Source organism: Pandoraea sp. B-6 (assembly GCF_000282835.1).
Taxonomy (GTDB): domain Bacteria; phylum Pseudomonadota; class Gammaproteobacteria; order Burkholderiales; family Burkholderiaceae; genus Pandoraea; species Pandoraea cepalis.
This window is the reverse complement of the sequence record NZ_KB290502.1, coordinates 40,803-63,255: the sequence shown is the minus strand read 5'-3', so window position 1 is coordinate 63,255 and position 22,453 is coordinate 40,803. Positions and strand designations below refer to the sequence as shown.

Genomic DNA, 22,453 nt, shown 5'->3' with positions numbered 1-22,453 from the left:
CGTCGTGGCGCGCACCGATGACGCGGTCTATCTGCGCGGTACGGGCGCGGCGCATCACATTCTCGCGCTGCATCGCAGCGACCGCGCCGACGTGCGCAGCGTCGATTTCAACGTGCCTTCGCTCGACGCGCTGTCGATGCTGGCCGAGACGATTCCGGCGAACGGCGGCACGGTGATCGACGGCCCGGCACCGGTGACCGAACCCGGTGGCGGCACACAGTTGGTCGTACAGGACCCGCAAGGCCGCGTGCTGCGCTTCATTTTTGGCGACATGCGCTGGACCGACACGGCAGAGCGCGCCGACGCGCCGATCAAGATCACGCACGTCGTGATGAACAGCGAGAACGTGGCCGTCGCGCAGACCTTCTTCGAAGACGCGCTGGGTTTCAAGCTTTCGGATCGCACCCGCATCATGGCCTTTTTGCGGTGTGGCACTGATCACCACAGCATCGCGCTGGCCGATGCCACCGAGACCAGCCTGAACCACATCGCCTTCGTGATGCCGGACCTCGATTCGGTGATGCGCGGTGGCGGCCGCATGAACGATGCCGGTTATCCGATCGAGTGGGGCGTCGGCCGTCACGGTCCGGGCAACAACGTGTTTGCGTATTTCCTCGGGCCGTTCGACTTCGTCATCGAATACACGGCCGAAGTGCAACAGGTCGACGACACCTACCGCACCGGCGGGCCGGATGACTGGAAGTGGCCGCCCGGACGCATCGATCAGTGGGGTGTCGGAAAATCGCCGTCGCCGCGCCTCAAGGAAGCCCAGAAAACCATTCGCTTTCGCCACGGCTGAAGCCGTCGCGTCAATCTTCAATCAAGTCCACGGAGTCTTTCGGTGAAATTCGTCACATACAAGCATGAAGCAGGCACGCGCCTGGGGGTGGTCGACGGCGATGACGTCATCGACCTGGCAGCGGCCGAACCCGGCGTGCCGTCCGATCTGCGCGTCGCGCTGGAGCAGGATGTCGATGTGCTCGGCGCCGCCAAGCGTGCGGTAGCCAATCATGCCGGTCAGCGCGTGCGCCTGTCGGATGTCAAGCTCGCCCCGGCGTTGCCGCGTCCGGGCAAGATCGTCTGTCTCGGCCACAACTTCTATGATCACGCCAAGGAAGGCGGCAACCTGAAGCCGGTGTACCCGCTGATCTTCTTCCGCGGCGCGACCTCGCTGATCGCCCACGACGATCCCGTGATTCGTCCGTACGTGTCGGAGAAGTTCGATTATGAAGCCGAGCTGGCGGTGGTGATCGGCAAAGGCGGTCGACACATCAAGCGCAGCGACGCGCTCGAGCACGTCTTCGGCTACGCCTGCTTCAACGACGCCTCGGTGCGCGACTTTCAGAAGCGCACGTCGCAGTGGACCATCGGCAAGAACTTCGACGGTACCGGCGCGTTCGGCCCGTGGATCGTCACGCCGGAGGACCTGCCGGCCGGCGCCACCGAGCTGAAGATGGAACTGCGCCTGAATGGCCAGGTGATGCAGAAGACCAACACCTCCGACATGATCTGGGGCGTGGCCGAAACTATCGAACTGCTGTCTGAATGCATGACGCTGGAACCGGGCGACGTGATCGCCATGGGCACGCCGGCCGGTGTCGGGTTCGCCCGCACGCCGCCCGTGTGGATGAAGGCCGGCGATCGCGTGGAAGTGGACATCGAGCGTGTGGGCGTGCTGTCCAACCTCGTGCAGGACGAAGTCGAGGCGAAATGAGCGTCATGAACGAGTCCTACGACGTTCTCATCTCCGGCTTCGGCCCATCGGGGGCCGTCGCCGCAAACCTGCTCGGCAAGCTCGGTGTGCGCACACTGTGCGTCGACAAGGCGCGCGAGGTCTACGACAAGCCGCGTGCGATCGCGCTCGATCACGAGATCATGCGCATCTTCCAGGATCTCGGGCTAGCCGAGCGCATCGCCCCGTTCGTCGATGTGTTTCCGCCGTCGGAGTACTACGGCACGCAAGGGCAGTTGATCAAGCGCATCGCCACCGTCGAGAAGCCCTATCCGATGGGCTATACGCCGACGATGACCTTCACGCAGCCGCCGGTCGAGCAAGCGCTGCGCGATCAGGCCGCGAGCTACGACTGCGTGAGCCTCGCGCTGGGCACCGAGCTGATCGGATTCGAAGACACGGGCGAGGCGGTCACCGCACGCCTGCGCGACGACGCCGGCCAGACGCGCACCGTCACGGCCAAGTATCTGATTGCCGCTGACGGGGCGTCGAGCTTCGTGCGCACCACGCTGGGCATCGCGCTCGAAGACCTCGTGTTCGACGAACCGTGGGTCGTGGTCGACGTGATGGTCAACGACAGCGGTCTGGCCAAGTTGCCGAAGGTGGCGATCCAGTATTGCGAGCCGAAGCGCCCGTGCACGTACATCGTGGGTCCCGGACGGCATCGCCGCTGGGAAATCATGCTCTCGCCCGGGGAAGATCCCGCGCAAATGCGCGAAGACGAAAGCGTGTGGCAACTGCTCTCGCGCTGGCTCACGCCGGAAGACGGCACCTTGTGGCGCGCGGCGAGCTATCGCTTCCACGCGCTGGTGGCGAGCGAATGGCGCCGTGGCCGCGTGTTCATCGCGGGTGATGCCGCGCATCAGCAACCGCCGTTCATCGGTCAGGGGATGTGTCAGGGCGTGCGCGACATCGTCAACCTGGTCTGGAAGCTCGAACGGGTGCTTCGCGGCACGGCGTCGGACGCGCTGCTCGACACGTATCAGGTCGAACGCAAGCAGCACGTGACGACACTGACCACCCGCATCAAGGAGATCGGTCGCGTGATCTGCGAGCGTGACGAAGCGGCGGCCGCCGCGCGCGACGCACGACTGCTGGCCGAGTGCGGCGGTGTGGTGAAGACCGTTACACGTCAGGAAATCGTGCCGCCGTTGCAGTCCGGATTGCTTGCCGCTGACGGTAACGCCGTGAACGGCACGCTGTTCCCGCAACCGCTCGTTGCGACGGACGCGAACGCCTCCGCGTTGCTCGACGACGTGGTCGGGGGCGGCTGGCGCGTGGTGGTCGACGATGTTGCGTTGCTGGACAGCGGTTGGGTCGCCGCGGCACGCGATATCGGCGCAAGGGTCGTGGTGCTTGGCTCGGCAGCATCGTTGCCGGCCGGCAGTGTGGCAGTGCAGGAGAAGGAAGGTGTCCTCGCGAGATGGTTCGAGAAGCACGATTGCCACGCGGCAATCGTGCGACCGGACCACTACGTTTGGGGTGTCGCGGGACACGCGAGTGCGCTTGCATCACAACTCGACGCGCTGATCGGCGCGCTGAGTTGACGGCCGGTGCCACGCCCGCTGGCGCGGGTGTGGCAAGCCGCCATTAAATATGCGGAACACGCCGGCACCAGACCGGCGCGGCCGCGACTGACACGGTCTGGAGACAATCGTGACGACAACCATTACCGCGCGCGAAGAAATCGCGCAGGCGAAATTCGGCGGGTTTCATTTCAAGTTTGCCGTGCTGCTCACCGCCATCATGTTCTTCGATGGCTACGATCTGTTCAATGCCGCTTACGTCATCCCGCTGGTGCGCAAGACCTGGCAGCCTTCGCCCGGCATGATCGGCTTCATGCTCTCGAGTGGCATCATCGGCCTGTCGATCGGCTCGGTGCTGCAAGGCCTGCTGTCGGACCGGTTCGGACGCCGCCGCGTCATGCTGCTGGCGCTGTGGATGCTGACGATCTCGAGCGGCCTGCTCGCGACCGTCGTGCATGGGCCGCTGGGGTTTGCGATCTTCCGCCTCATCATGGGCACGGCGCTGGGCATGGTGACGCCACTGGCGCTGACCTGCATCAACGAGTGGGCGCCGGCGAAGAACGCGAACACGTTTGCGACGTGGGTGTTCCAACTGGGCTTCTCCGCAGGCGGGATCTTCGCAGGCATCGCCGGGCTCTCGATGACGGCGCACTTCGGTTGGGAGTCGCTGTACTACATCGGTGCCGCATCGCTGTTGGTGGTGATTGCCGCGACACTGTGGTTGCCTGAATCGATTCAATATCTGATGCTGCGCGGACGGGAGTCGGAAGTGCGCGTACTGCTCGCCAAGCTGCGTCCTGAGCGTGAGGCGGTGTATCGCACGGCGACGTTTGCGCCGATGCACAAGCCCGAGACGATTGGCTCGATCGCGGCACTGCTCTCGCCGATGTATCGCCGCAACACGATCGTTCACTGGATCGTTGGCTTCCTCAGTCTGTTCTGCATCCACGGTCTGACGGGCTGGCTGCCGACGCTGGTCGTCGCGAGCGGCGGCGGTGTGTCATCGGCGTTCGCCTACGGCACGCTGGTGATGCTGGCGTCGGTGTTTGGCGGAATCGGCATGGGATGGCTGGCGGACAAGCTGCGCAGCCGCATCAAGGCGATGATCATTGGCTACACGTTGGCATCGATCTCGATGATCTCGGTCGGCATTGCGCTGGGCAATCTGTGGGCACCGCCGTTCGTCGCGGCGCTGGGCTTCTTCATCTTCGGTGCGCAGGCCGTGCTCAACAACTATCAGGTGATGTGCTATCGCACGGAAGTGCGTGGCACGGGGATGGGTGTGGCCGTGGGGCTGAACCGCGTGGGCGGCATCATGGGGCCGATGATCATTGGCATCGTCGCAACGTTCAACCCGTCGCCGAGCTACACGTTCGGTATCTTCGCCGTGGCACTGGCGCTCGCCGCCGCGATCATCTCGCTGGGACGCCAGGAGATCGCATCGGTTGGGCTGGTGCCGGCGCCGGAAGCGCGCAGCAATGAGGTCAGTGGCGCGGCCAGCGTGCCGGCCGGGCAACGTTGAGGGGTATGACTGCCGGGTGACTACCGATCGTCATGTTGCATGGCGTCGGTAGCCTTACGGGAGGCGATCGGCCCCGAACCGATCGCCTCCCCCAGCGTGATCAGTCCGGGCAGCATGACCGCCCATCCCGCGCCAATCAGGGCGAGCGCTCGCCAGATGTCGATGAACTGCACGGCCCCCAAAGCCGCGCCCGCGCGAAACGACAGTGGACCGCCCACCGCGCCAAGCATGGCGCACAGAAGCCGGCGACGGCGCAGCGACGCGAAGACGGGATTGATCTGCAACGCGAAGAGGGCCCATAGCCCGGCCATCCAATACGGCGCGAATCCGGGGACAAGCACGCCGTTCGGGTAGGCGATCCAGCCGGTGCGATAAACGCAGGACTCCCATCCGAAACCCAGCACTGTGACGACGACGAGAAACCCCGCTTCGCGAAGCGGTCGCCGGTCCAGACACAGATGACCCGCCGCCATGGCGGCCACGAGCGCGACGCCTATCCATCCGTCTCCCTTGGCGGCGCTGAGCACGCACGTGAACCACCCAACCTGGCCGAGTACGACGTAGACCAGGCCGAGGCAACCTCCCGGGTGCGGTGGGTTACACCGTCGCGATACCACGGCCGGTCACGGGCTTTCGCCCAACAGGTGTCTGCGAAGCGAAGGCGCCCGCGTGTTCGGGTCGAGCCAGATGCCGAAGAATGCCCGCGCGAACGCCATGTCGGGAACGTCGGCCTTCAGTGTCCCGTTCGTATAGAACCGTGCGCCACGCCCAGGCAGATAGACGCCACATAGCTCGTCTCCGCGTGACACGTCGCCGAACGCACGCTGCATGTCCTCGCGCCACGCATTGAGCGTGTCGTTCGCGATCGGACGCGGGGCCAGCCGCTGCATCTCGTCGATGCCGGTCGAGACCATGCGCTCTCCGCTGACGCTGCGTTCGTACTTGAGGACGAGCGCGAAGGGCGTGTCGGCCGAGACGGGCGTGTGCGGTGACCAAAGCTCAGCCTTATAGAGACAGAAGCCCAGCACGCAAAACTCACCTGCGCCAACGCGGTGGGCTGTTGTCAATGCATCGCGGCATCCCGACCAGGCGGATGACGTTGCCAGCGTGCCGACCAAACACACGATCACGCTTGTCAGACGACTCGCTTTCATTCGCTTTTCCCCGGCGTGGCGAAGCCCGGCTGACCGAGTTGCTCGGGAAACTGGGGGACGCGCCGGAAGCGCGTGGTGTCGTAACCCATGGCGGCGAAGCGGGACAGCAGTGCGCGGTAGGTCGCGTCGTCCATCGTCGGCTCGCGGGAAAAGATCCAGCCCAACGATTTGTCGGGATAGGCCAGCAGCGTGTACCGATAATCCGGATCGACATACACAGTAAGCTGCGAGACATAGATGGGCCAGAACAGGCGAACACGCCACTCCCCGCCACCGCTGCCCGGGACCACACTATCGAGGAACTGGTAATGACGCTCGGGTTGGTCGAACCCATCCTTGCGACCATAGAAGTGATCGTCGATCTTGCCGTCGTCGCGCAACTTCCACTCGGCGCGGCTGCCGACGAAGTCGCGTTCGGCGAAATAGGGGATGTTGGCGATCACATACCACTTGCCCATGTATCGCGGCAGGTCGACCGGCACCGTGTGAAGCGGAACGTCCGCGCGAGGGTTGGGGTTGGGCGGCGCGCCCGTACAACCCGCCAGCAGCACGCTCGCACCGGCGAACACGGCCACCGCAACGTGGCGCGTTCGTTTGACGCCTTCGTGGCTGCGCCATCGAGAAAGCCACGCGGCATACAGCGCGAGATTCAGTCCGACGAATGCAATGGCGGCGGCAGGCATGATGCAAGCTCCGTAGCGGGTTCAAGACGCGTGTCACGGGTATACGGACGTCGCGACCCCTTGGATGCAGCGGAAACAAAAAAATCCGCCGATTTCCGCTCGGACGTGCATCCGGGCGATCGCCATTCCCGTACTGACGAAGGCAAGCCCGGGGGGGGGCATTGGCCTTCCCCGGCCTCTATTCGACAGGAAGGGAACATGACGAATGTCTCGCTCGGCGGCATGCTGGCCGTGGTGCTTACCAGCGTCGCACTGTGTGCGTGCAGTCCCGTCACGCTAGTGAATGCGCTCACGCCGCGGACCACGTATCGTGACGTCACGAATATCGCTTATGGCACGTCGGAGCGACAGCGACTCGACGTCTATGTGCCAACACACCCCGACGCGGGGGCGAGCGGCATGCCGGTGGTCGTGTTCTTCTACGGCGGGAGTTGGCAGAACGGCCAACGTGAAGACTACCGCTTTGTGGGCGAGGCGCTCGCCTCGCGCGGCTTCCTGGTGGTCGTGCCCGACTATCGAACCTATCCCGAGGTGACCTTCCCGGGCTTCATGGACGACGCCGCGATCGCGGTGCGCTGGGCGAGCGAGCGTGCGCGAGCGTATGGCGGCGACCCCGACCGCCTGTTTCTCATGGGTCATTCGGCGGGCGCGCAAATGGTCGCGTTACTGGCAACCGATGCCCGCTACCTGCACGCCAATGGCATGCGCGAGTGCGATATCGCGGGCGTCATCGGTCTGGCCGGCCCCTACGATTTCCTGCCGCTCAAGAGCGATGTGCTTCGCCGGATATTTCCCGAGCCGGTGCGACTCGCCAGTCAGCCGATTCATTTCGTGACGGGTAGGGAACCGCCCATGTGGTTGGCCGTGGGCGACGCGGACACGGTCGTCGATCCGGGCAATACGACGCGGTTTGCCCAGCGCTTGCATGGGATGAACGATGCGGTGCAAGTGCGGCACTACGACCTCGGACACGCGATGCTTCTGGGAACGCTTAGCGCACCGCTGCGAGGGTATGCGCCAGTGCTGGACGACATTGCCACCTTCGTGAATTCATTTCCGGAGCGTGCATCCGCTCACCCGGCTTGTTCGTAAGTAAGAGGGCTTCCGAATTGCGAAGCGCCATCAATGGGGTGAGAAAATGAAGACTCGTTATTCGACCGGAATTCTGCCGGTGCTTGTGGCAACCTGCTGTGTTTTCGGATCGGCGCTCAGCGCTTGCGCGGCGCCGATGGACAGCGGTGAGAAGACCGTCATGGTCGGCGGGGCCGCGATGTACCCCTCGAAGAACATCATCGAAAACGCGGTGAACTCAAAAGACCATACGACACTCGTCGCCGCTGTGAAGGCCGGCGGGTTGGTCGACACACTCTCCGGTCCCGGGCCCTTCACGGTCTTCGCGCCGACCAACGAAGCCTTCGCCGCGCTGCCGGCCGGCACCGTCGACACGCTGTTGAAGCCCGAGAACAAGGCGACCCTCGACAAGGTGCTCACGTATCACGTGGTGCCGGGCCGACTCTCCGCGCAGGATCTGATGAAGGCCGTCAAAGACGCCGGCGGCAAGGCGATGTTGAAAACGGTCGAAGGCGATTCACTGACGGTGACGCAGATGGGCGGACACCTGATGGTGACGGATGACAAGGGCGGTGTGGCTAACATCGCCATCAGCAACGTCATGCAATCGAATGGGGTGATTCACGTCGTGGACAAAGTACTGATGCCCTGATGTCCTGATGCCCTGTGATGTTTCCCCGGTCGTTCGTCAGGGCATGGTGCCCAGGAGAATGACCGGGTGTCGTTGCGTTCAACTGCCGAGCGCGTCCAGCGGCACTTCCAACCCGACCTTGACGTTGCTCATCGACACGAGCGTTTTGAAGCGTTTGACATTGTTGCTCTCGAAGAACAGGGCGCGGGTGAGTTCGGTGTACTGCGCCATGTTCTGCACGACCATGATCACCACGAAGTCGCATTCGCCCGCCACGTAATAGCATTGCTGCACTTGCGGGCAGGCGAGAAAGCTGCGCCTCATCGCATCGAGCAGGTCGAGCCGCTCGTTCTCGACTTCGACCTCGGTAATGATCGTCAGCGTGTAGCCCACGCTGGCCGGATCCACCAGCGAGACGGTCTTGCGTGTCACGCCCTCGTCGGCCAGCTTTCTGAGCCGCCGATTCACCGCGGCCGATGACAGATTGATTTGCGCGCCAAGCGCATGCTGAGGCGTCGTCGCGTCTTGCTGGATCGCGGCGAGCAGGGCGATGTCGTAACTGTCCAGGCTCATGTGACGCAATAAAAATTCGAATTTTCGGCTAAAAACGGGTTAATCGTACACGCGCCCCGGAATATTATTCAAGCAGATCGATGATACTCCGCCAGCGGTGACGCGCAAAACCCGTCGCTGAAAGCGCTTGCGCGAGCGGCTGTCCCATCGACATCTCCACCGAAACGACCGCATTCCCCTATGTCCGCTACGAACGCCCCCACCGTCCTTCGCCTGAACGGCGCCGTGCTGTTGCAACAGTTGCATGAGCTGGGCGAGATCGGCGCCGATCCCGTGGCGGGCGGCCGCACTCGCGTCGCGCTCACCGATGCCGAGAAAGCCGGGCGTGATCAGGTCGTCGCGTGGATGCGCGAACTCGATCTCGACGTGCGGATCGATCGCATCGGCAATATCTTTGGCACGCTGTCGTCGGCCGCGAAGGACGCGGCGGGTGAGGCGGGTGAGGTGCTGCGCCCGCTCATGATGGGTTCGCACATCGACACCGTCGTCAACGCGGGCGCGCTCGACGGATGCTATGGCGTGCTCGGTGGCCTTGCGATCGTGCGGGCATTTCGCGAAGCGGGCGTCGTGCCGTCGCGTCCGATCACGGTCGCGGCATTCACCAACGAGGAAGGCGCGCGTTTTCATCCGGACATGATGGGCTCGCTGGTTCACGCGGGGGGGTTGCCGCTGGCCGAGGCGCTCGATGCCATCGGTACCGATGGCGCGCGTCTGGGCGATGAACTCGTGCGTATCGGATACGCGGGCGAGATGATGCCGGGCACCCTCGTGCCCCACGAGTATCTTGAGCTGCACATCGAACAAGGCCCGATTCTCGAGGCGGAAGGGCTGCAGATCGGAGTCGTCGAGAATCTACAGGGCATTTCGTGGCAGCAGATCACCGTGCAGGGCAACGCCAATCACGCGGGCACCACGCCGACGCGTCTGCGCCACGATGCCGGCTATGCCGCCGCCGCCGCAGTCGCCGAGCTGCGGCGCATCGCCGTCGACGCCGGCACGACGCTCGCGACCGTTGGCACGCTGCGGGTCGAGCCGGGCGTCATCAACGTGATTCCCCGCAAGGCGGTGTTCACGGTCGATATGCGCGACCCGAACGAACAACGTCTGGCAGCGAGCGAAGCGCACTTTTCGGCATTCCTGATGAAGCTCGCACAAGACGAAGGCGTGCGCATTTCGGCCGAGCGCCTGGCGCGCTTCTCGCCGGTTGTCTTCGACGCCGAGTTGGCCGACGTCATTGAAGCGAGCGCCAGCGGGCTGGGCTTGTCGTCCAAGCGCATGACGTCGGGCGCGGGCCACGACGCACAGATGATCGCGCGCATCGCGCCAGCGGCGATAATCTTCGTGCCGAGTCGGGGCGGCGTCAGTCACAACCCGCGCGAGCACACCGACGACGAGCAATTGGTGAACGGCGCGAAAGTGCTGCTCGATGTCGTTGCAAGGCGCCTCGGCGTACATCGATAGAACCGTTCGGACATCCCGACATCCCGAAGTTCCGCAATACCGGAGCCCCCCATGCTGTACGTCAATCCGCGCGCCGCTCGCGCGCCATACCCGGCCGACCTCCAGGACATCATGAGCATCGCTCGCGCGCAAGAGAGCCGCGAGTGGCTGGCCCATTGGGATGGGCTGACGCGCGGGAGCACACCGCTGCGCGCGCTGCCCGATTTGGCCGCATCGCTGGGCGTTTGCAGCGTGCTCGTGAAAGACGAAGCGCTGCGCTCGGCGCTGGGCAGTTTCAAGGCCCTGGGCGCGCCGATCGCGCTCGTGCGCCTTCTGTTGCGCGAATGCGAAACACTCGGCTTCACCGCGCGAACGCTTCTGCGAGGTGAGCATCGCGACGCGCTGGCCGGTGTCACGGTCATCAGCGCGACGGACGGCAACCACGGTCGCGCGCTCGCCGCGGCAGCGCAGAGCATTGGTTGCCGCTGCGTCATCGTGCTGCACGCGCAGGTGAGCGACGAGCGCGAACAGGCGATCGCCGCGTACGGTGCCGAGATCGTGCGCGTCGAGGGCAATTACGATGCGTCGGTGGACGCGGCGGCGGCGCTTGCCGCGCGTCACGGCTGGCATGTGGTTTCGGACACGTCTTACGAGGGTTACGAGGCCATTCCACGCGACGTCATGCAGGGCTACGGGACGGTGGCGGCCGAAGTCGATGAGGCGCTCTGCGGCGCAGACGCTCGCACGGACGCCGCCTGCCCGCTCACGCATGTCTTTCTGCAAGGGGGCGTGGGTGGACTGGCGGCGGGTATCGTGAGCTATCTTTGGGAGCGCTGGGGCGTGTGGCGTCCAACATTCGTTGTCGTGGAGCCGATGCAGGCCGATTGCCTCTATCAGAGCGCCATTGCGGGCAAGGCAGCCTCGGCGTCGGGGTCGGTCGATTCCGTAATGGCCGGGCTGGCCTGCGGCGAGACGTCGCCGCTCGCGTGGCGATTCCTGCAATCGTCGGTCGATGCGTTCATGACCGTCACCGATACCGAGGCCGTCGAAGCCATGCGGCGCCTGGCGCGCGGTAGCGACAACGACGTGCCCTTTGCCGCGGGAGAGTCGGGGGTAGCAGGTCTGGCGGGTTTGATGCAGGCGGCCGCTACGCCTGCGCTGGCCACGGCCATCGGTCTGAACGAGGGCTCACGCGTCCTGCTGATCAACACGGAAGGCGCGACAGCGCCGCGCGTTTATGCGGACCTTGTGGGCGAGCCGGCGATGTCGGTGACGCGGCGCCAGCAGGCGTGGCTGGCACGCTGATGTCGTCTCCGATCAACAGCATTCACAGGAGTCAGTCATGACGCAGGACCTCTATTTCGCCAAGGCGCTGACGGGGTGGCGACACGCGTTCCACCGTCAACCGGAGACCGGTTTCGAAGAAGTCGCCACGTCGCAGACGGTGGCGACGATTCTGGCGAGCCTCGGGCTGGAGGTGCATCGCGGCATCGGCGGTACGGGGATTGTCGCGAATCTGCGCGTGGGCGACGGGCGCGGCGCGATCGGCATTCGGGCCGACATGGACGCCCTACAGATCGCCGAGCAGGCGGCGGGGCGTGACCACGCGTCGCAAGTGCCGGGCAAGATGCACGCCTGCGGGCACGACGGTCATATGTCGATGGTGCTCGGCGCGGCGAAGCTGCTGGCGGCGTCGCGCGATTTCAACGGCACGGTGCGCTTCATCTTCCAGCCCGCCGAGGAGCATGGCCGCGGCGCGAAGGCGATGATTGCGGATGGATTGCTGGAACGCTTCCCGATCGATGCGATTTACGGCGTGCACAACATGCCGGGCATCGCGGCAGGTCACTTCGCCACGCGCGTCGGCGGCATCATGGCGAGCGAAGACAACTTCGTCATCCGCATTCGCGGCAAGGGAACGCATGCGGCGCGCCCGCACATGGGTATCGATCCGCTCGTGATCGGCGCGCAGATCGTCTTGGCGCTCCAGACCGTGGTGTCACGCAGTGTCGATCCAGGGCTGTCGGCGGTGGTGTCGTGCACGGAGTTCATTACGGATGGCATTCGCAACGCCATTCCGACGAACGTCGTCATCAAGGGCGACACGCGAAGCTATTCGCCGGACGTGCAGCTACTGCTCGAGACACGCATGCGTGAGATCAGTCTGGGCGTCTGTGCGATGCATGGCGCGCATGGCGAATTCGAGTACGCACACGAGTTCGCGCCGACGATGAACTGGGCGGACAACACAACGCTCGCCGTTCGCGCGGCGCAGTCGGTGGTGGGCGAAACCCGCGTCGACGCGGACGTTACACCGATGATGGCATCGGAGGACTTCGGGGTGTTCCTGCAGCACGTGCCGGGCAACTTCGCGTTCATCGGCAACGGCAGCGGCGATGCGCTTGGCGCCATCCCGCTGCACAATGCCTGCTACGACTTCAACGACGCGATTCTGCCGCTCGGTGCGCGCTACTTCGCGCAGATCGTGCGCGACAGCCTGCCGCGTTGATCATCGCGTGGCGCCGGTCGCGTGCATTGCACGTGCAAGTCGTGCCGCGCCTTCCTCGATCGCTGATACGGCCGGCGCCGCGAACGACAACCGCAGCGAAGCCTCGTCGGCCTGTTCTGCGAAGAACGCCGTTCCCGGCACGAACAACACCTTCTCGGCGATCGCGTGCGGCAGCAGATCGCTCGTCTTCACTGCGGCGAGACGCGCCCACACGAACATGCCGCCCTGCGGCGCGTGGAACGCGATGGCATCGCCCAGCGTCGCGCGCAACGCGTCGCACATCGCGTCGCATTTGCGGCGATAGGCTTCCGTGATCCTCGGCAGATGGCGTGCCAACGCGCCGTCTGCCAGATATTCCGCCGCGACCGCTTGCGTCCACGGAACACTGCATAGATCAACCGTCTGCTTCGCGACGACGCATCGGCGCGCAATCTCCGGCGGCGCGACCGTCCAACCCACGCGCAACCCCGGGGCGACGATCTTCGACAGGCTCGAGAAGTGCACCACCCAGTCGCGCGATCCCGGCACTTCCGCCGTCAGGCCGAGCAAGGTCGGCACCGCGTCGCCCGCGAATCGCAAGTCGCCATACGGATCGTCCTCGACGATGATGAACCGGTACTCGACCGCCAGCTTCAGCAGCGCGATACGACGCTCGCGCGAGAGCGTTGCGCCGGTCGGATTGGCGAAGGTCGGCACGGTGTACAGCAGCTTCGGCACGGCGATCTTGCCCTCGTGCAGCAGCGTGCTCAGGTGCGCGACGTCCAGACCGTGTGCGTCGACGGGCACCGTCACGATCGTCGCTTGCTGCAGTCGCAATGCCTGCAGCGTCGCCGGATACGCGGGCTGCTCGGTCACCACGACATCGCCCGGCGCGATCATCACGCGCAGCAGCAGGTCCAGCCCTTGTTGCGAGCCGGTCGTCACCAGCAGCTCATCGGCGGCGCAGGACGCGCCGCGCGAGGCCATCAGCGCGAGAAGCTGCGTCTTGAGTTCGGCCAGGCCGTCGGTCGGCCCGTACTGCAGGCAGCGCGTCGGTTGCGCGAAGGCGCGGGCCTGCGCTGCGGCGAGACCGTCCACATCGAACAGGTCGCTTGCGGGATAGCCGCCCGCGAACGAAATCATGCCCGGCTCGGACAAGTATTTGAACAATTCGCGAATCGGCGAACCGGCCGGGTTGGCGAACACAGAAGTGAAGGCGTACATGGGGGCCTCGCTAAACAAAGCGTGACGGAATTCGGCTATCGGGGAGGGGCGCCGGGCGTACCTGCCGAGGGGCAGGGCACGTCCGGCGTTGACCAGATGCGTAACCCGTTGCGTGACGTCGCGCATGGGCATGTGCGACGTCGGGGCGGGTTATCGAGACTTCACTCGATCGAGAAGTCGATGCCTTGCGCGAGCGGCAGGGCGGACGAGTAGTTGACGGTGTTGGTGGCACGGCGCATATAGCCCTTCCACGCGTCCGAACCCGACTCGCGTCCGCCGCCCGTTTCCTTCTCGCCGCCGAAGGCGCCGCCGATCTCCGCGCCGCTCGGGCCGATGTTGACGTTGGCAATGCCGCAGTCGCTACCGGCCGATGACGTGAAGCGCTCGGCTTCGCGCAGATCGGTCGTGAACACGCACGACGACAGGCCGTGCGAAGCGGCATTGTTGGCGTCGATGGCTTGCGAGAAGTCGCTGTACTTGAGCACATACAGGATCGGTGCGAACGTTTCGGTGAGCACGATTTCCGTCTGCGACGGCATCTCGACGATGGCCGGCTTCACATAGAACGCGTTCTCCGCGCCTGCGACCGCGTAACGCTCGCCGCCCGTGACCTTGCCGCCTTGCGCGCGTGCCTTGTCCAGGGCGTCTTGCATGCGCTTGAAGGCACCTTCGTCGATCAGCGGGCCCATGAGCGTGCCGCGCTCCAGCGGGTTGCCGATGGCAACCTTGCCATACAGCGTCTTCAGACGCTCGACGGTCTTGTCATACACGCTCTCGTGCACGAACAGGCGGCGCAGCGTGGTGCAACGCTGACCGGCCGTACCCACCGCCGAGAACAGGATGCCGCGCGGGGCGAGTTCCATGTCGGCGCTGCCGGTCACGATGCCCGCGTTGTTGCCACCGAGTTCCAGGATCGAGCGGCCAAAGCGGCGCGCGACTTCCACGCCGACCTTGCGGCCCATTTCCGTGCTGCCCGTCGCACTCACGATGGCCGAGCGCGGATCGGCGACGAGTGCCTCGCCCACGTCGCGACCGCCGATGATGAGCGCGGTCAGGCCTTCCGGCGCGTCGCCGAATTCGGCGATGACTTCTTCCATCAAACGATTGACGGCCAGTGCGGTCAGCGGCGTCTTCTCAGAGGGCTTCCACACCACGGCGTTCCCGCACACGAGCGCGAGCGCCGCGTTCCAGGCCCATACGGCCACCGGGAAATTGAAGGCGGAGATGACCGTGCACACGCCCATCGGGTGCCACGTCTCGGCCATGCGGTGGCCCGGACGCTCCGACGCGATGGTCAGGCCGTACAACTGACGCGACAGGCCGACGGCGAAGTCGCAGATGTCGATCATTTCCTGCACTTCGCCCAACCCTTCTTGCAGGATCTTGCCGGCTTCGAGCGTGACGAGCGCGCCCAGCGCCTGCTTGCGCTCGCGCAGCTTTTCGCCGAGCAGACGCACCAGTTCGCCGCGACGCGGTGCGGGCACGTTGCGCCATGCGGTGAACGCGGTCTGCGCGCGGGCGAGGGTGGCTTGGGCGTCGGCGACCGAGGCGCTGGCCACGCGGCCGATCAATGCGCCGTCGATGGGTGAGTGCACCGCGATGTCGCCCGCTTCGGCCAGTTTGGCAATGCCCAGTTCGTTGAGGATGGAAGTTGCGTTCACGTGGATACCCCTATGGAATTCAGTGTTGGCCGACGGTGCTGTTCACCGGTGTCGGCAGATTGAGGCGCAGCGTCGAGGCACGGACATATTGTGCGCCCGACACCTCGAGCCCTCCATTACTTGGCGTTGGCCGTCATCTTGAAAATACCCTGCGCATTGCCCGCGTCGAAGCGCAGGTCGATCTTCCAGCAACGCTTCTCGGTGTCGTACTCGCGATGCCGCGTGATGAATTCGTAGAACGACCCCGGCACGTCGCGCGTCACGATTTCGCCGTCCTTGCCGCGGAACTCGCGACGCACGGTGTCGGCACGATAGGCCGTCTGGAACACGCGACCCGAGCGCGAACGCTCGACGTCGGGCTTCATCGGGCGGCCCTTGGCCTTCTCGGCGTCGGACAACGCGAACACGTTTTCGACACGGTCGGTCGCATGATTGAACGCATTGCCTTCGGTCGCGATCCAGGCCATTTCAGCGGATTCCGCCAACAGCAGTTCGTAATCGGCTTCGCTCGGAATGTCGTGCTGACGGGCAAACGCACCAACGATCACCGGCAGCAGCGCTTGTGCGCTTTCGAGCGGCAGCGTGCCGTCGCGCTCCAGTTCCCAAAGCTGACCGGCGGCCGCAGGCGTGAGCGGATCCTTCGACGTGCCGACCACACGCGACACGGCTTGCTGGAACGTCTCGGAGAAACGCTCCGGATGCAGCTCGCTCACGAAGAACTGCGAAATCTCTTCAGGGGCGTCTTCGTGTGCATAGGCTCGACCTGTCATGCCGAGACGGTCGAGCGGATAGCGACCGTTCAGACGGAAGCCCAGCGGGCGCAAAATGCGCGTGAAGGCCGCTTCGCCCGGCGGCAGCGCGCCGTTACCGGCCCAGCGTACGGTGCGCAGCGCGCCGTGATCGAAGTAGACGCTGCCACCGCCCGCAATCGCTTCTTCAGTGTAGGTGCGTCCATTCGGCGAACGCGCCAGCAGCCCTTCGAAAAGGGCCATGTTCATGGCCTGCGCGAGTTCGGCTCTCGTCACGCATCCCGGCTCGGCATCCGCCAGGATCGACGGCGAATTGAGTGTCGCGAAGAGCGCGTCGGTACGCGCTTGCCCGATCAGGGAAACCAGCAGGGACTGCACATTGGCATTGCGCATCGGATTATCTCAAGGGGGAACGCCGTCTCAGGCGGCATCGCAGGGTGTCAGGGCATGGCAGGGAGCGCCTTACCCCATGCCATCTTGCATTGACAGCATTATTGGAATGGATGCCTCACTCGTAAAGCGAGATAAAATTGCCACTTGATGCGTTCTTGGAATCAATATGCGCAAATTCAAGACCCCGGGCACGGCGGCGCTGCTGGCATTCGAGGCCGCGGCCCGACACGAAAGCTTTACGCACGCGGCGCGCGAGCTGTTTCTGACGGAAAGTGCCGTGTCACGTCAGATCGCCACGCTGGAGGCGCAACTGGGGGTGCGTCTGTTCGTTCGCGCCAAGCAGCGCGTGGTGCTCACCCGCGCCGGACGCCTGTACGGCATGCAAGTGCGCCGCACGTTGGAACAACTTGATCGAGACACGCTCTCGATCATGGCGCACGGCAGCGGGGGCGGGTATTTGGAACTGGCGGTGCTGCCGACGTTCGCGTCCGAGTGGTTGATTCCGAGAATGAAGGATTTCGACGAGCGCCACCCCGAGGTTCGGGTGAACATGGGGGTGCACACCGACCTGTTCACGTTCGACGAGACGCACTTCGAAGCGGCCATCCATTTCGGGCAGCCAACCTGGCCGGGCACCTCGTCGGATTATCTGTTCGGTGAGGAAGTTGTGCCGGTGTGCCGACCGTCGTTGCTCAAAGGGTCGGTTCGCACGGCCGCCGATCTGCTCGAGTATCCGCTGCTGCACTCGACGACACGCCCCAGCGCCTGGACCCAATGGTTTGCGGAGCAACGCATCGAGGACCATCGGGCGCTCCAGGGGGTGCGCTATGAGCTGCACACGATGCTCATCGCGGGCGCGGCCGCCGGGCTCGGCGTCGCGCTGGTGCCGAAGTTCTTCGTCGAGGGACAATTGGCCACCTTTGGCCTGACGATTCCCGTCGACGTGAAGAGCGTGGCCGAGTCGGCCTACTACCTCGTCTATCCGACGGAACTCACGCATGGGCAACCACTCAGCGTGTTCCGGGAGTGGCTGTTGACACAGGCCAGCGCCTATCGCCCGGACGCGCCCGTCTGACGCGGCTCAGCGTCCGGTGTAACGGCCCGGCCGGTGCCAGGCGACCACCATGGCGCTCATGGCGAGCGCGGACAGTGCCGACCAGGCAACGCGTCCCGCGGGGATCGTGGTGAGCGAGGCGAGCAGAATCGTCGTGTCGATGCACGCCTGGGTAATGCCCGCGTTGATGCCGCGCTCGCGTTGCAGCCACAGCGTGACGATGCCTGTGCCGCCCACGCCGGCCCCGTGACGCGCGAGCGCCAGAATCCCCATGCCGCACAGCGTGCCGCCGACGAATGCGGCGAACAGCGGATTGACGAAGGCGACGTTGAAGGTCTGCGGCATGGCCGCGAGGGCAAAGGTGATGCCGACGCTCGCGACGGTGGACTTGAGCGCGAAGCGCGGGCCCATCGTGACGTACGCAAAAAGGAAGAACGGAATGTTCACCAGCGTGAAGATGGTGCCCACCGGGAGGGGAAAGACGTAGGACGCGAGCAGTGCAATGCCAGCCACGCCGCCGGTGACCAACCCGGCTGCCTTGAGCAGCACCAGCCCGACCACCACGAATGCCATGCCGATGACCATCGCATAGATGTCTTCGAGCACGGAGTGCGGAACGCCGATTGTGTCGGCTGCCGCGAGGGCGCTGCGGGGGCTGCCCGCCATGGCGCCTGGATTCTGTTCCATGATCTGCAAGTCAAATACAACAAGACGGCGCGCCCGACTCTCCTGGTGTCGTGGCGCGCCGCCGATGATTTCCCGCATCGCTGTCTCGGGCGATGCGCAACTTCGCAACTTGTTTGTTATGTGAGCAACGTCCGTCGATCAGGCGACGTGGTGCACCCAGCCGAACGGATCGGCGACCTTGCCGCGTTGAATGCCCGTGAGCTGATCGCGAATACGCTTGGTGACCGGGCCTTCGCCGCCGTCGCCAATATTGAACTCGCCCTTGGCGTGACGCACCTGACCGATGGCCGTGACGACTGCCGCCGTGCCGCACGCGAACGTTTCCTTCACACGACCGCTGGCTGCGTCGGCTTGCCACTGGGCAAACTCGTACGGCGTTTCGTTGACCGTCAGGCCGTCGCGCTTGGCCATTTCGATGATCGACGCGCGCGTGATGCCCGGCAGAATCGTGCCGGCGAGCGGCGGGGTCTGGAGCGAGCCGTCGTCCATGACGAAGAAGACGTTCATGCCGCCCAGCTCTTCGATCCAGCGATGTTGCGCGGCGTCGAGGAACACGACCTGATCGCAGCCCTTGCCGCTGGCTTCGGTCTGCGCGATCAGGCTCGCCGCGTAGTTGCCGCCGCACTTGGCGGCGCCCGTGCCGCCCGGGGCGGCGCGCGTGTACTGGTCGGACACCCACACGGTCACGGCCGACTTGCCGGGCTTGAAGTAGGGGCCGACCGGGCAGGCGATCACGCAGAAAATGTATTCATGCGCGGCGCGCACGCCGAGGAAGCTCTCCGAGGCGAACATGAACGGGCGGATATAGAGGCTGCTGCCTTCTGTGCCCGGGATCCATGCGCGATCGATGTCGACCAGCTTTTCCACGGCTTCGAGGAACACGGCTTCCGGCAACTCGGCCATCGACATGCGCTGGGCCGATTCACGGAAACGCTTGGCATTGGCTTGCGGGCGGAACAGCGAGATCTTGCCGTCTTCGCTGCGATAGGCCTTCATTCCTTCGAAGATTTCCTGCGCGTAGTGCAGCACGGCGCATGCCGGATCGATCTCGAACGGACGGCGGGCCTCTACCTTCGCATCATGCCAGCCCGTGCCCTCGGTCCAGCGAATCGTGACCATGTGATCCGTGAATACGCGGCCAAATACCGGGTTCGCCAGCTTGGCGGCGATCTGGTCGGCAGGGGTGGGGTTGGCGTGCGGCTCCACGACAAAACGCAATTGATTATCGGCGCTCATGTTTCTTGAATGTCTCGGCAGAGGGGGCTTCAGTCGTCAGTGCCGTTAACGTAAACGGCAAGGTGGGCCTATTTTCCTCCTTTAGCCCCCTGCCTGTCGACTGAATTCACCACCCGCGCCGTCACAACATCATTCAGAGGGCGATGACGCCGATAAAAATCGGAAATTGGCCGATTATTAGAAGAAAAGTGCGAGATTTGTCGATATTCCCGCGAAATGACGGCTGCCGCCGTTCGTCTCCACGAAGGACTGCAACGTGTCAAACGGGCGTTTTCGTTTATCAGGAGGGAGCGACTGGGTTATTCGTCCAGGGCGACGGCCCCGTCAGGCCGCGGCCCTGCCGTCGATGCTGTCGCCCGGACGCGGCGGGCGCGTCATCGCCAGCCACTCCTGCACGGCCGGTCGCGCAAATTGGCGGCGGGCATACTCGACCAGTGCCGCAGGCACCACGTCGTCGTTGTACACGAGACGGTTGATCATCAATGCGAGATCGACGTCTGCGATGCACGCCTTGTCGAACAGCGACATGCGGCCATCGGCCAGCAGGTCCTGGGCAATGGCGATCAGCTTGCTCGCGGCCGCGTGACCTGCGTCGGAGAGGGGTTCGTCCACTGGACGGTAGAAGATCACTTCGGTCGAACGTTCTTCTCGCAAGGCGCCCAGATCGCTGCGCAGCCACGCCTGCACCTGACGCGCGCGAGCCCGCTCGCATACATCTGACGGATACACGGGCACCTCGGGGAAAATGGTCTCGATGTATTCGGTGATGGCCGACGATTCGGACAGCGTGAAATCGCCGTGCACGAGCGTGGGCACGCGACGCGTGAGCGATAGGTTCGCAAAGCGGGTCTCATAATGCGCGCCCTGCACGAGATCCACGGTTTGCAGATCAAACGGCAGACCTTTCTCACGTAGCGTGACGAAGACCGACAGTGCGTAGGGGCTTGTGAATCGAGCGTCGACAAAGAGCGTGAGCGAGGCGGGGGCAGCAGCTGACAAGATGGACTCCTGTTAAAGGGATGTGCGGGCGATGGCCTGGATTGTCCAACGCACGCGACAATAAGCTACCGCAAAAATCGCCAATAGGGCGCGATCTATGTTCACACCTTGCCGCCACCAGGTCGCGAGAATTTTCCCTCGTGCCGTGAGCACAGTGCACCGCTCGCGCGGTGCACTGTGTCTCGCTCACTACAGTTCTGCGCGCATTGACTGCTTCCCGACGTTTACAGCAGACCGGCTTCGGCGAGCTGGGCGCGGCGCGGGTCGCCCTGGCGCGAGAGCATCCAGCCGGGATACTCGCTCGGCAGAGCGCTGGCCCCATCGATAGCCGACAGTTCGCGCGCGCTCAGCGTGACACGCGTTGCCGCAATGTTGTCGTCGAGCTGATCGGTCCGCTTGGCGCCGATGATGACCGTCGAGACGACCGGCTGGGCAAGCAGCCAGGCGAGCGCGATCTGCGCGACCGACACGCCCTTCTCGGCGGCGATGCCACGCATGACGTCGATGACGTCATAGGCACGCTCCACGTTGACCGGCGGGAAGTCGAAGGTTTGGCGGCGGCTGCCCGCTTCGGACTGGCCGTCGCGCGTGTATTTGCCCGAGAGCAGGCCGCCGGCGAGCGGGCTCCACACCATCAGGCCCACGTTTTCGCTGCGCAGCATCGGCACGATTTCACGTTCGAGATCGCGTCCGGCGACCGTGTAATACGCCTGCAGCGACGTGAAGCTCGCGAGGTTCAGCCGCGCCGAAATACCCAGCGCCTTGGTGATCTGCCAGGCCGCCCAGTTCGAGACGCCGATATAGCGGACGTGCCCTTGGCGCACCAGTGTGTCGAGCGCGCCGAGGGTCTCTTCGATGGGCGTGGCCGGATCGAAGCCGTGCACCTGGTACAGGTCGATGTGATCGAGTTGCAGGCGTTTGAGACTGGCCTTGATGCCGTCCATGATGTGATAGCGCGAAAGGCCACGAGAATTGGCCCCTTGTGCGCCCGTGGCACCGAAGACCTTGGTGGCGACCACGACGTTATCGCGCGGTACCTTGAGGTTGCGCAGGGCCTGGCCGGTGAGGATTTCCGACTGCCCTTCCGAATAGACGTCGGCGGTGTCGATGAAGTTGATGCCGGCATCGAGCGCGCGGCCCACGAGTGAGTCGACATCGTGTTGCTGCAAATGACCGATCTTGCTCCACAGTTCGCCCTGTCCGCCGAAGGTCATCGTGCCGAGGCACAGTTCCGAGACGAAGAGGCCGGTATTGCCGAGTTTTCTTTGTCGCATTGCATTGCTCCGTTGAAGTGGCTGCCCGTCGCAGGCGGCCGTCTGGGAGGGGCGACGGCTTGCACGGGATGGGAGAAATTATGCGTCGAGGCGCATCGGGCGAGCAGTACCTGTTCCTGCACATTTCCTGCCTGATCGTGTGAATCCCCGGTCGGAGGATCGGGCAAGCGCATGTAGCGAGGGTATGCTGTGCAGCATTGCGGCCGTGACGTGGGGATCGGCCGCCTCTGGAGTGAAGGCATGGTCATGCATTTGGTCAAGACTGAGCCGCGCGAGGCCTCGCCGCGCGGGTTCGAGGGGGATCCGTCGCGCGCCGCGCGTACCGAACTGGTGCATCGGCTGGGGCGCGCGACGCA

21 protein-coding genes are annotated in these 22,453 nt (G+C 64.6%); 10 read left to right on the top strand and 11 right to left on the bottom strand.

From position 1 onward, the window contains the following. From A985_RS0106575 to A985_RS0106560, 4 genes are all read left to right on the top strand, one after another. On the top strand, positions 1-799 hold a 799-nt coding region (locus A985_RS0106575), incomplete at its 5' end, for a VOC family protein (protein WP_232424542.1). A gap of 42 nt (positions 800-841) precedes the next feature. Continuing rightward, complete coding sequence (locus A985_RS0106570; RefSeq protein ID WP_017232604.1) at positions 842-1,714, top strand: fumarylacetoacetate hydrolase family protein; 873 nt, start codon at positions 842-844, stop codon at positions 1,712-1,714. Beyond that, a complete protein-coding gene (locus A985_RS0106565; protein ID WP_017232603.1) occupies positions 1,711-3,279 on the top strand; it encodes a bifunctional 3-(3-hydroxy-phenyl)propionate/3-hydroxycinnamic acid hydroxylase in 1,569 nt (522 codons plus the stop codon). The genes A985_RS0106570 and A985_RS0106565 overlap by 4 nt, the downstream gene beginning before the upstream one ends. A gap of 109 nt (positions 3,280-3,388) precedes the next feature. Next, positions 3,389-4,780, top strand: a complete 1,392-nt coding sequence (locus A985_RS0106560) for an MFS transporter (protein ID WP_017232602.1) — start codon at positions 3,389-3,391, stop codon at positions 4,778-4,780. Positions 4,781-4,800: 20 nt separating this feature from the next. Here A985_RS0106560 and A985_RS24480 read toward each other — a convergent pair whose 3' ends face one another. The 3 genes from A985_RS24480 to A985_RS0106545 are packed head-to-tail and all read right to left on the bottom strand — an operon-like array spanning position 4,801 to position 6,617. Beyond that, positions 4,801-5,397, bottom strand: a complete 597-nt coding sequence (locus A985_RS24480) for a DUF2878 domain-containing protein (protein ID WP_083902212.1) — start codon at positions 5,395-5,397, stop codon at positions 4,801-4,803. Between the two features lie 6 nt (positions 5,398-5,403). Beyond that, positions 5,404-5,934 carry a chalcone isomerase family protein gene (locus A985_RS0106550; RefSeq protein WP_017232600.1) on the bottom strand — a complete coding sequence of 177 codons (531 nt, stop codon included), beginning with the start codon at positions 5,932-5,934 and terminating at the stop codon, positions 5,404-5,406. Continuing rightward, positions 5,931-6,617, bottom strand: coding sequence for a lipocalin family protein (locus tag A985_RS0106545; protein ID WP_017232599.1), 687 nt, complete (start codon positions 6,615-6,617; stop codon positions 5,931-5,933). The genes A985_RS0106550 and A985_RS0106545 overlap by 4 nt, the downstream gene beginning before the upstream one ends. 198 nt (positions 6,618-6,815) lie before the next feature. Between A985_RS0106545 and A985_RS0106540 the strand changes: the two genes are divergently transcribed. After that, complete coding sequence (locus tag A985_RS0106540) at positions 6,816-7,709, top strand: alpha/beta hydrolase (protein WP_017232598.1); 894 nt, start codon at positions 6,816-6,818, stop codon at positions 7,707-7,709. 46 nt (positions 7,710-7,755) lie between these two features. Then, positions 7,756-8,340 carry a fasciclin domain-containing protein gene (locus A985_RS0106535; protein WP_017232597.1) on the top strand — a complete coding sequence of 195 codons (585 nt, stop codon included), beginning with the start codon at positions 7,756-7,758 and terminating at the stop codon, positions 8,338-8,340. Positions 8,341-8,418: 78 nt separating this feature from the next. On the opposite strand, the gene A985_RS0106530 is transcribed toward A985_RS0106535, so the two are convergent. Further along, entirely contained in the window at positions 8,419-8,892 is a 474-nt protein-coding gene (locus A985_RS0106530) for an Lrp/AsnC family transcriptional regulator (RefSeq protein ID WP_017232596.1), read from the bottom strand. Positions 8,893-9,072: 180 nt separating this feature from the next. Between A985_RS0106530 and A985_RS0106520 the strand changes: the two genes are divergently transcribed. The 3 genes from A985_RS0106520 to A985_RS0106510 are packed head-to-tail and all read left to right on the top strand — an operon-like array spanning position 9,073 to position 12,841. Then, complete coding sequence (locus A985_RS0106520; protein WP_017232595.1) at positions 9,073-10,353, top strand: Zn-dependent hydrolase; 1,281 nt, start codon at positions 9,073-9,075, stop codon at positions 10,351-10,353. Between the two features lie 51 nt (positions 10,354-10,404). Beyond that, positions 10,405-11,637, top strand: a complete 1,233-nt coding sequence (locus A985_RS0106515) for a diaminopropionate ammonia-lyase (RefSeq protein ID WP_017232594.1) — start codon at positions 10,405-10,407, stop codon at positions 11,635-11,637. Positions 11,638-11,674: 37 nt separating this feature from the next. After that, the gene (locus A985_RS0106510; RefSeq protein WP_017232593.1) at positions 11,675-12,841 is read left to right on the top strand and encodes a M20 aminoacylase family protein; all 1,167 of its coding nucleotides are present in this window, start codon (positions 11,675-11,677) and stop codon (positions 12,839-12,841) included. Here the strand turns inward: A985_RS0106510 and A985_RS0106505 are convergent, their stop codons facing one another. The 3 genes from A985_RS0106505 to A985_RS0106495 form a co-directional block, all read right to left on the bottom strand. After that, positions 12,842-14,044, bottom strand: a complete 1,203-nt coding sequence (locus A985_RS0106505; protein ID WP_017232592.1) for a PLP-dependent aminotransferase family protein — start codon at positions 14,042-14,044, stop codon at positions 12,842-12,844. A gap of 161 nt (positions 14,045-14,205) precedes the next feature. Then, positions 14,206-15,705: an aldehyde dehydrogenase family protein gene (locus tag A985_RS0106500; protein ID WP_017232591.1), complete on the bottom strand. Its 1,500-nt coding sequence runs from the start codon at positions 15,703-15,705 to the stop codon at positions 14,206-14,208. 116 nt (positions 15,706-15,821) lie between these two features. Then, positions 15,822-16,847, bottom strand: coding sequence for a DUF1338 domain-containing protein (locus A985_RS0106495; protein ID WP_017232590.1), 1,026 nt, complete (start codon positions 16,845-16,847; stop codon positions 15,822-15,824). Between the two features lie 166 nt (positions 16,848-17,013). On the opposite strand from A985_RS0106495, the gene A985_RS0106490 reads away from it, so the two are divergent. Continuing rightward, on the top strand, positions 17,014-17,922 hold the full coding sequence (locus A985_RS0106490) for a LysR substrate-binding domain-containing protein (protein ID WP_017232589.1): 909 nt from the start codon (positions 17,014-17,016) through the stop codon (positions 17,920-17,922). Positions 17,923-17,928: 6 nt separating this feature from the next. Here the strand turns inward: A985_RS0106490 and A985_RS0106485 are convergent, their stop codons facing one another. The 4 genes from A985_RS0106485 to A985_RS0106470 form a co-directional block, all read right to left on the bottom strand. Further along, the gene (locus A985_RS0106485) at positions 17,929-18,588 is read right to left on the bottom strand and encodes a YitT family protein (protein WP_130024818.1); all 660 of its coding nucleotides are present in this window, start codon (positions 18,586-18,588) and stop codon (positions 17,929-17,931) included. A 138-nt stretch (positions 18,589-18,726) separates the two neighbouring features. Then, positions 18,727-19,824 carry a branched-chain amino acid aminotransferase gene (locus A985_RS0106480; RefSeq protein ID WP_017232587.1) on the bottom strand — a complete coding sequence of 366 codons (1,098 nt, stop codon included), beginning with the start codon at positions 19,822-19,824 and terminating at the stop codon, positions 18,727-18,729. Positions 19,825-20,148: 324 nt separating this feature from the next. Continuing rightward, entirely contained in the window at positions 20,149-20,823 is a 675-nt protein-coding gene (gene yfcF / locus A985_RS0106475; RefSeq protein ID WP_017232586.1) for a glutathione transferase, read from the bottom strand. Positions 20,824-21,047: 224 nt separating this feature from the next. Then, a complete protein-coding gene (locus A985_RS0106470; protein ID WP_017232585.1) occupies positions 21,048-22,097 on the bottom strand; it encodes an aldo/keto reductase in 1,050 nt (349 codons plus the stop codon). Positions 22,098-22,453: the final 356 nt, after the last annotated feature.

What these genes read in the sequence shown, in the direction of transcription:
- A985_RS0106565 (WP_017232603.1), top strand. Translation starts at nt 1,711, where the DNA reads ATGAGCGTCATGAACGAGTCCTACGACGTTCTCATCTCCGGCTTCGGC.
- A985_RS0106550 (WP_017232600.1), bottom strand. Translation starts at nt 5,934, where the DNA reads ATGAAAGCGAGTCGTCTGACAAGCGTGATCGTGTGTTTGGTCGGCACG.
- A985_RS0106545 (WP_017232599.1), bottom strand. Translation starts at nt 6,617, where the DNA reads ATGCCTGCCGCCGCCATTGCATTCGTCGGACTGAATCTCGCGCTGTAT.
- A985_RS0106540 (WP_017232598.1), top strand. Translation starts at nt 6,816, where the DNA reads ATGACGAATGTCTCGCTCGGCGGCATGCTGGCCGTGGTGCTTACCAGC.
- A985_RS0106535 (WP_017232597.1), top strand. Translation starts at nt 7,756, where the DNA reads ATGAAGACTCGTTATTCGACCGGAATTCTGCCGGTGCTTGTGGCAACC.
- A985_RS0106530 (WP_017232596.1), bottom strand. Translation starts at nt 8,892, where the DNA reads ATGAGCCTGGACAGTTACGACATCGCCCTGCTCGCCGCGATCCAGCAA.
- A985_RS0106520 (WP_017232595.1), top strand. Translation starts at nt 9,073, where the DNA reads ATGTCCGCTACGAACGCCCCCACCGTCCTTCGCCTGAACGGCGCCGTG.
- A985_RS0106515 (WP_017232594.1), top strand. Translation starts at nt 10,405, where the DNA reads ATGCTGTACGTCAATCCGCGCGCCGCTCGCGCGCCATACCCGGCCGAC.
- A985_RS0106510 (WP_017232593.1), top strand. Translation starts at nt 11,675, where the DNA reads ATGACGCAGGACCTCTATTTCGCCAAGGCGCTGACGGGGTGGCGACAC.
- A985_RS0106505 (WP_017232592.1), bottom strand. Translation starts at nt 14,044, where the DNA reads ATGTACGCCTTCACTTCTGTGTTCGCCAACCCGGCCGGTTCGCCGATT.
- A985_RS0106495 (WP_017232590.1), bottom strand. Translation starts at nt 16,847, where the DNA reads ATGCGCAATGCCAATGTGCAGTCCCTGCTGGTTTCCCTGATCGGGCAA.
- A985_RS0106490 (WP_017232589.1), top strand. Translation starts at nt 17,014, where the DNA reads ATGCGCAAATTCAAGACCCCGGGCACGGCGGCGCTGCTGGCATTCGAG.
- A985_RS0106485 (WP_130024818.1), bottom strand. Translation starts at nt 18,588, where the DNA reads ATGGAACAGAATCCAGGCGCCATGGCGGGCAGCCCCCGCAGCGCCCTC.
- A985_RS0106480 (WP_017232587.1), bottom strand. Translation starts at nt 19,824, where the DNA reads ATGAGCGCCGATAATCAATTGCGTTTTGTCGTGGAGCCGCACGCCAAC.
- A985_RS0106470 (WP_017232585.1), bottom strand. Translation starts at nt 22,097, where the DNA reads ATGCGACAAAGAAAACTCGGCAATACCGGCCTCTTCGTCTCGGAACTG.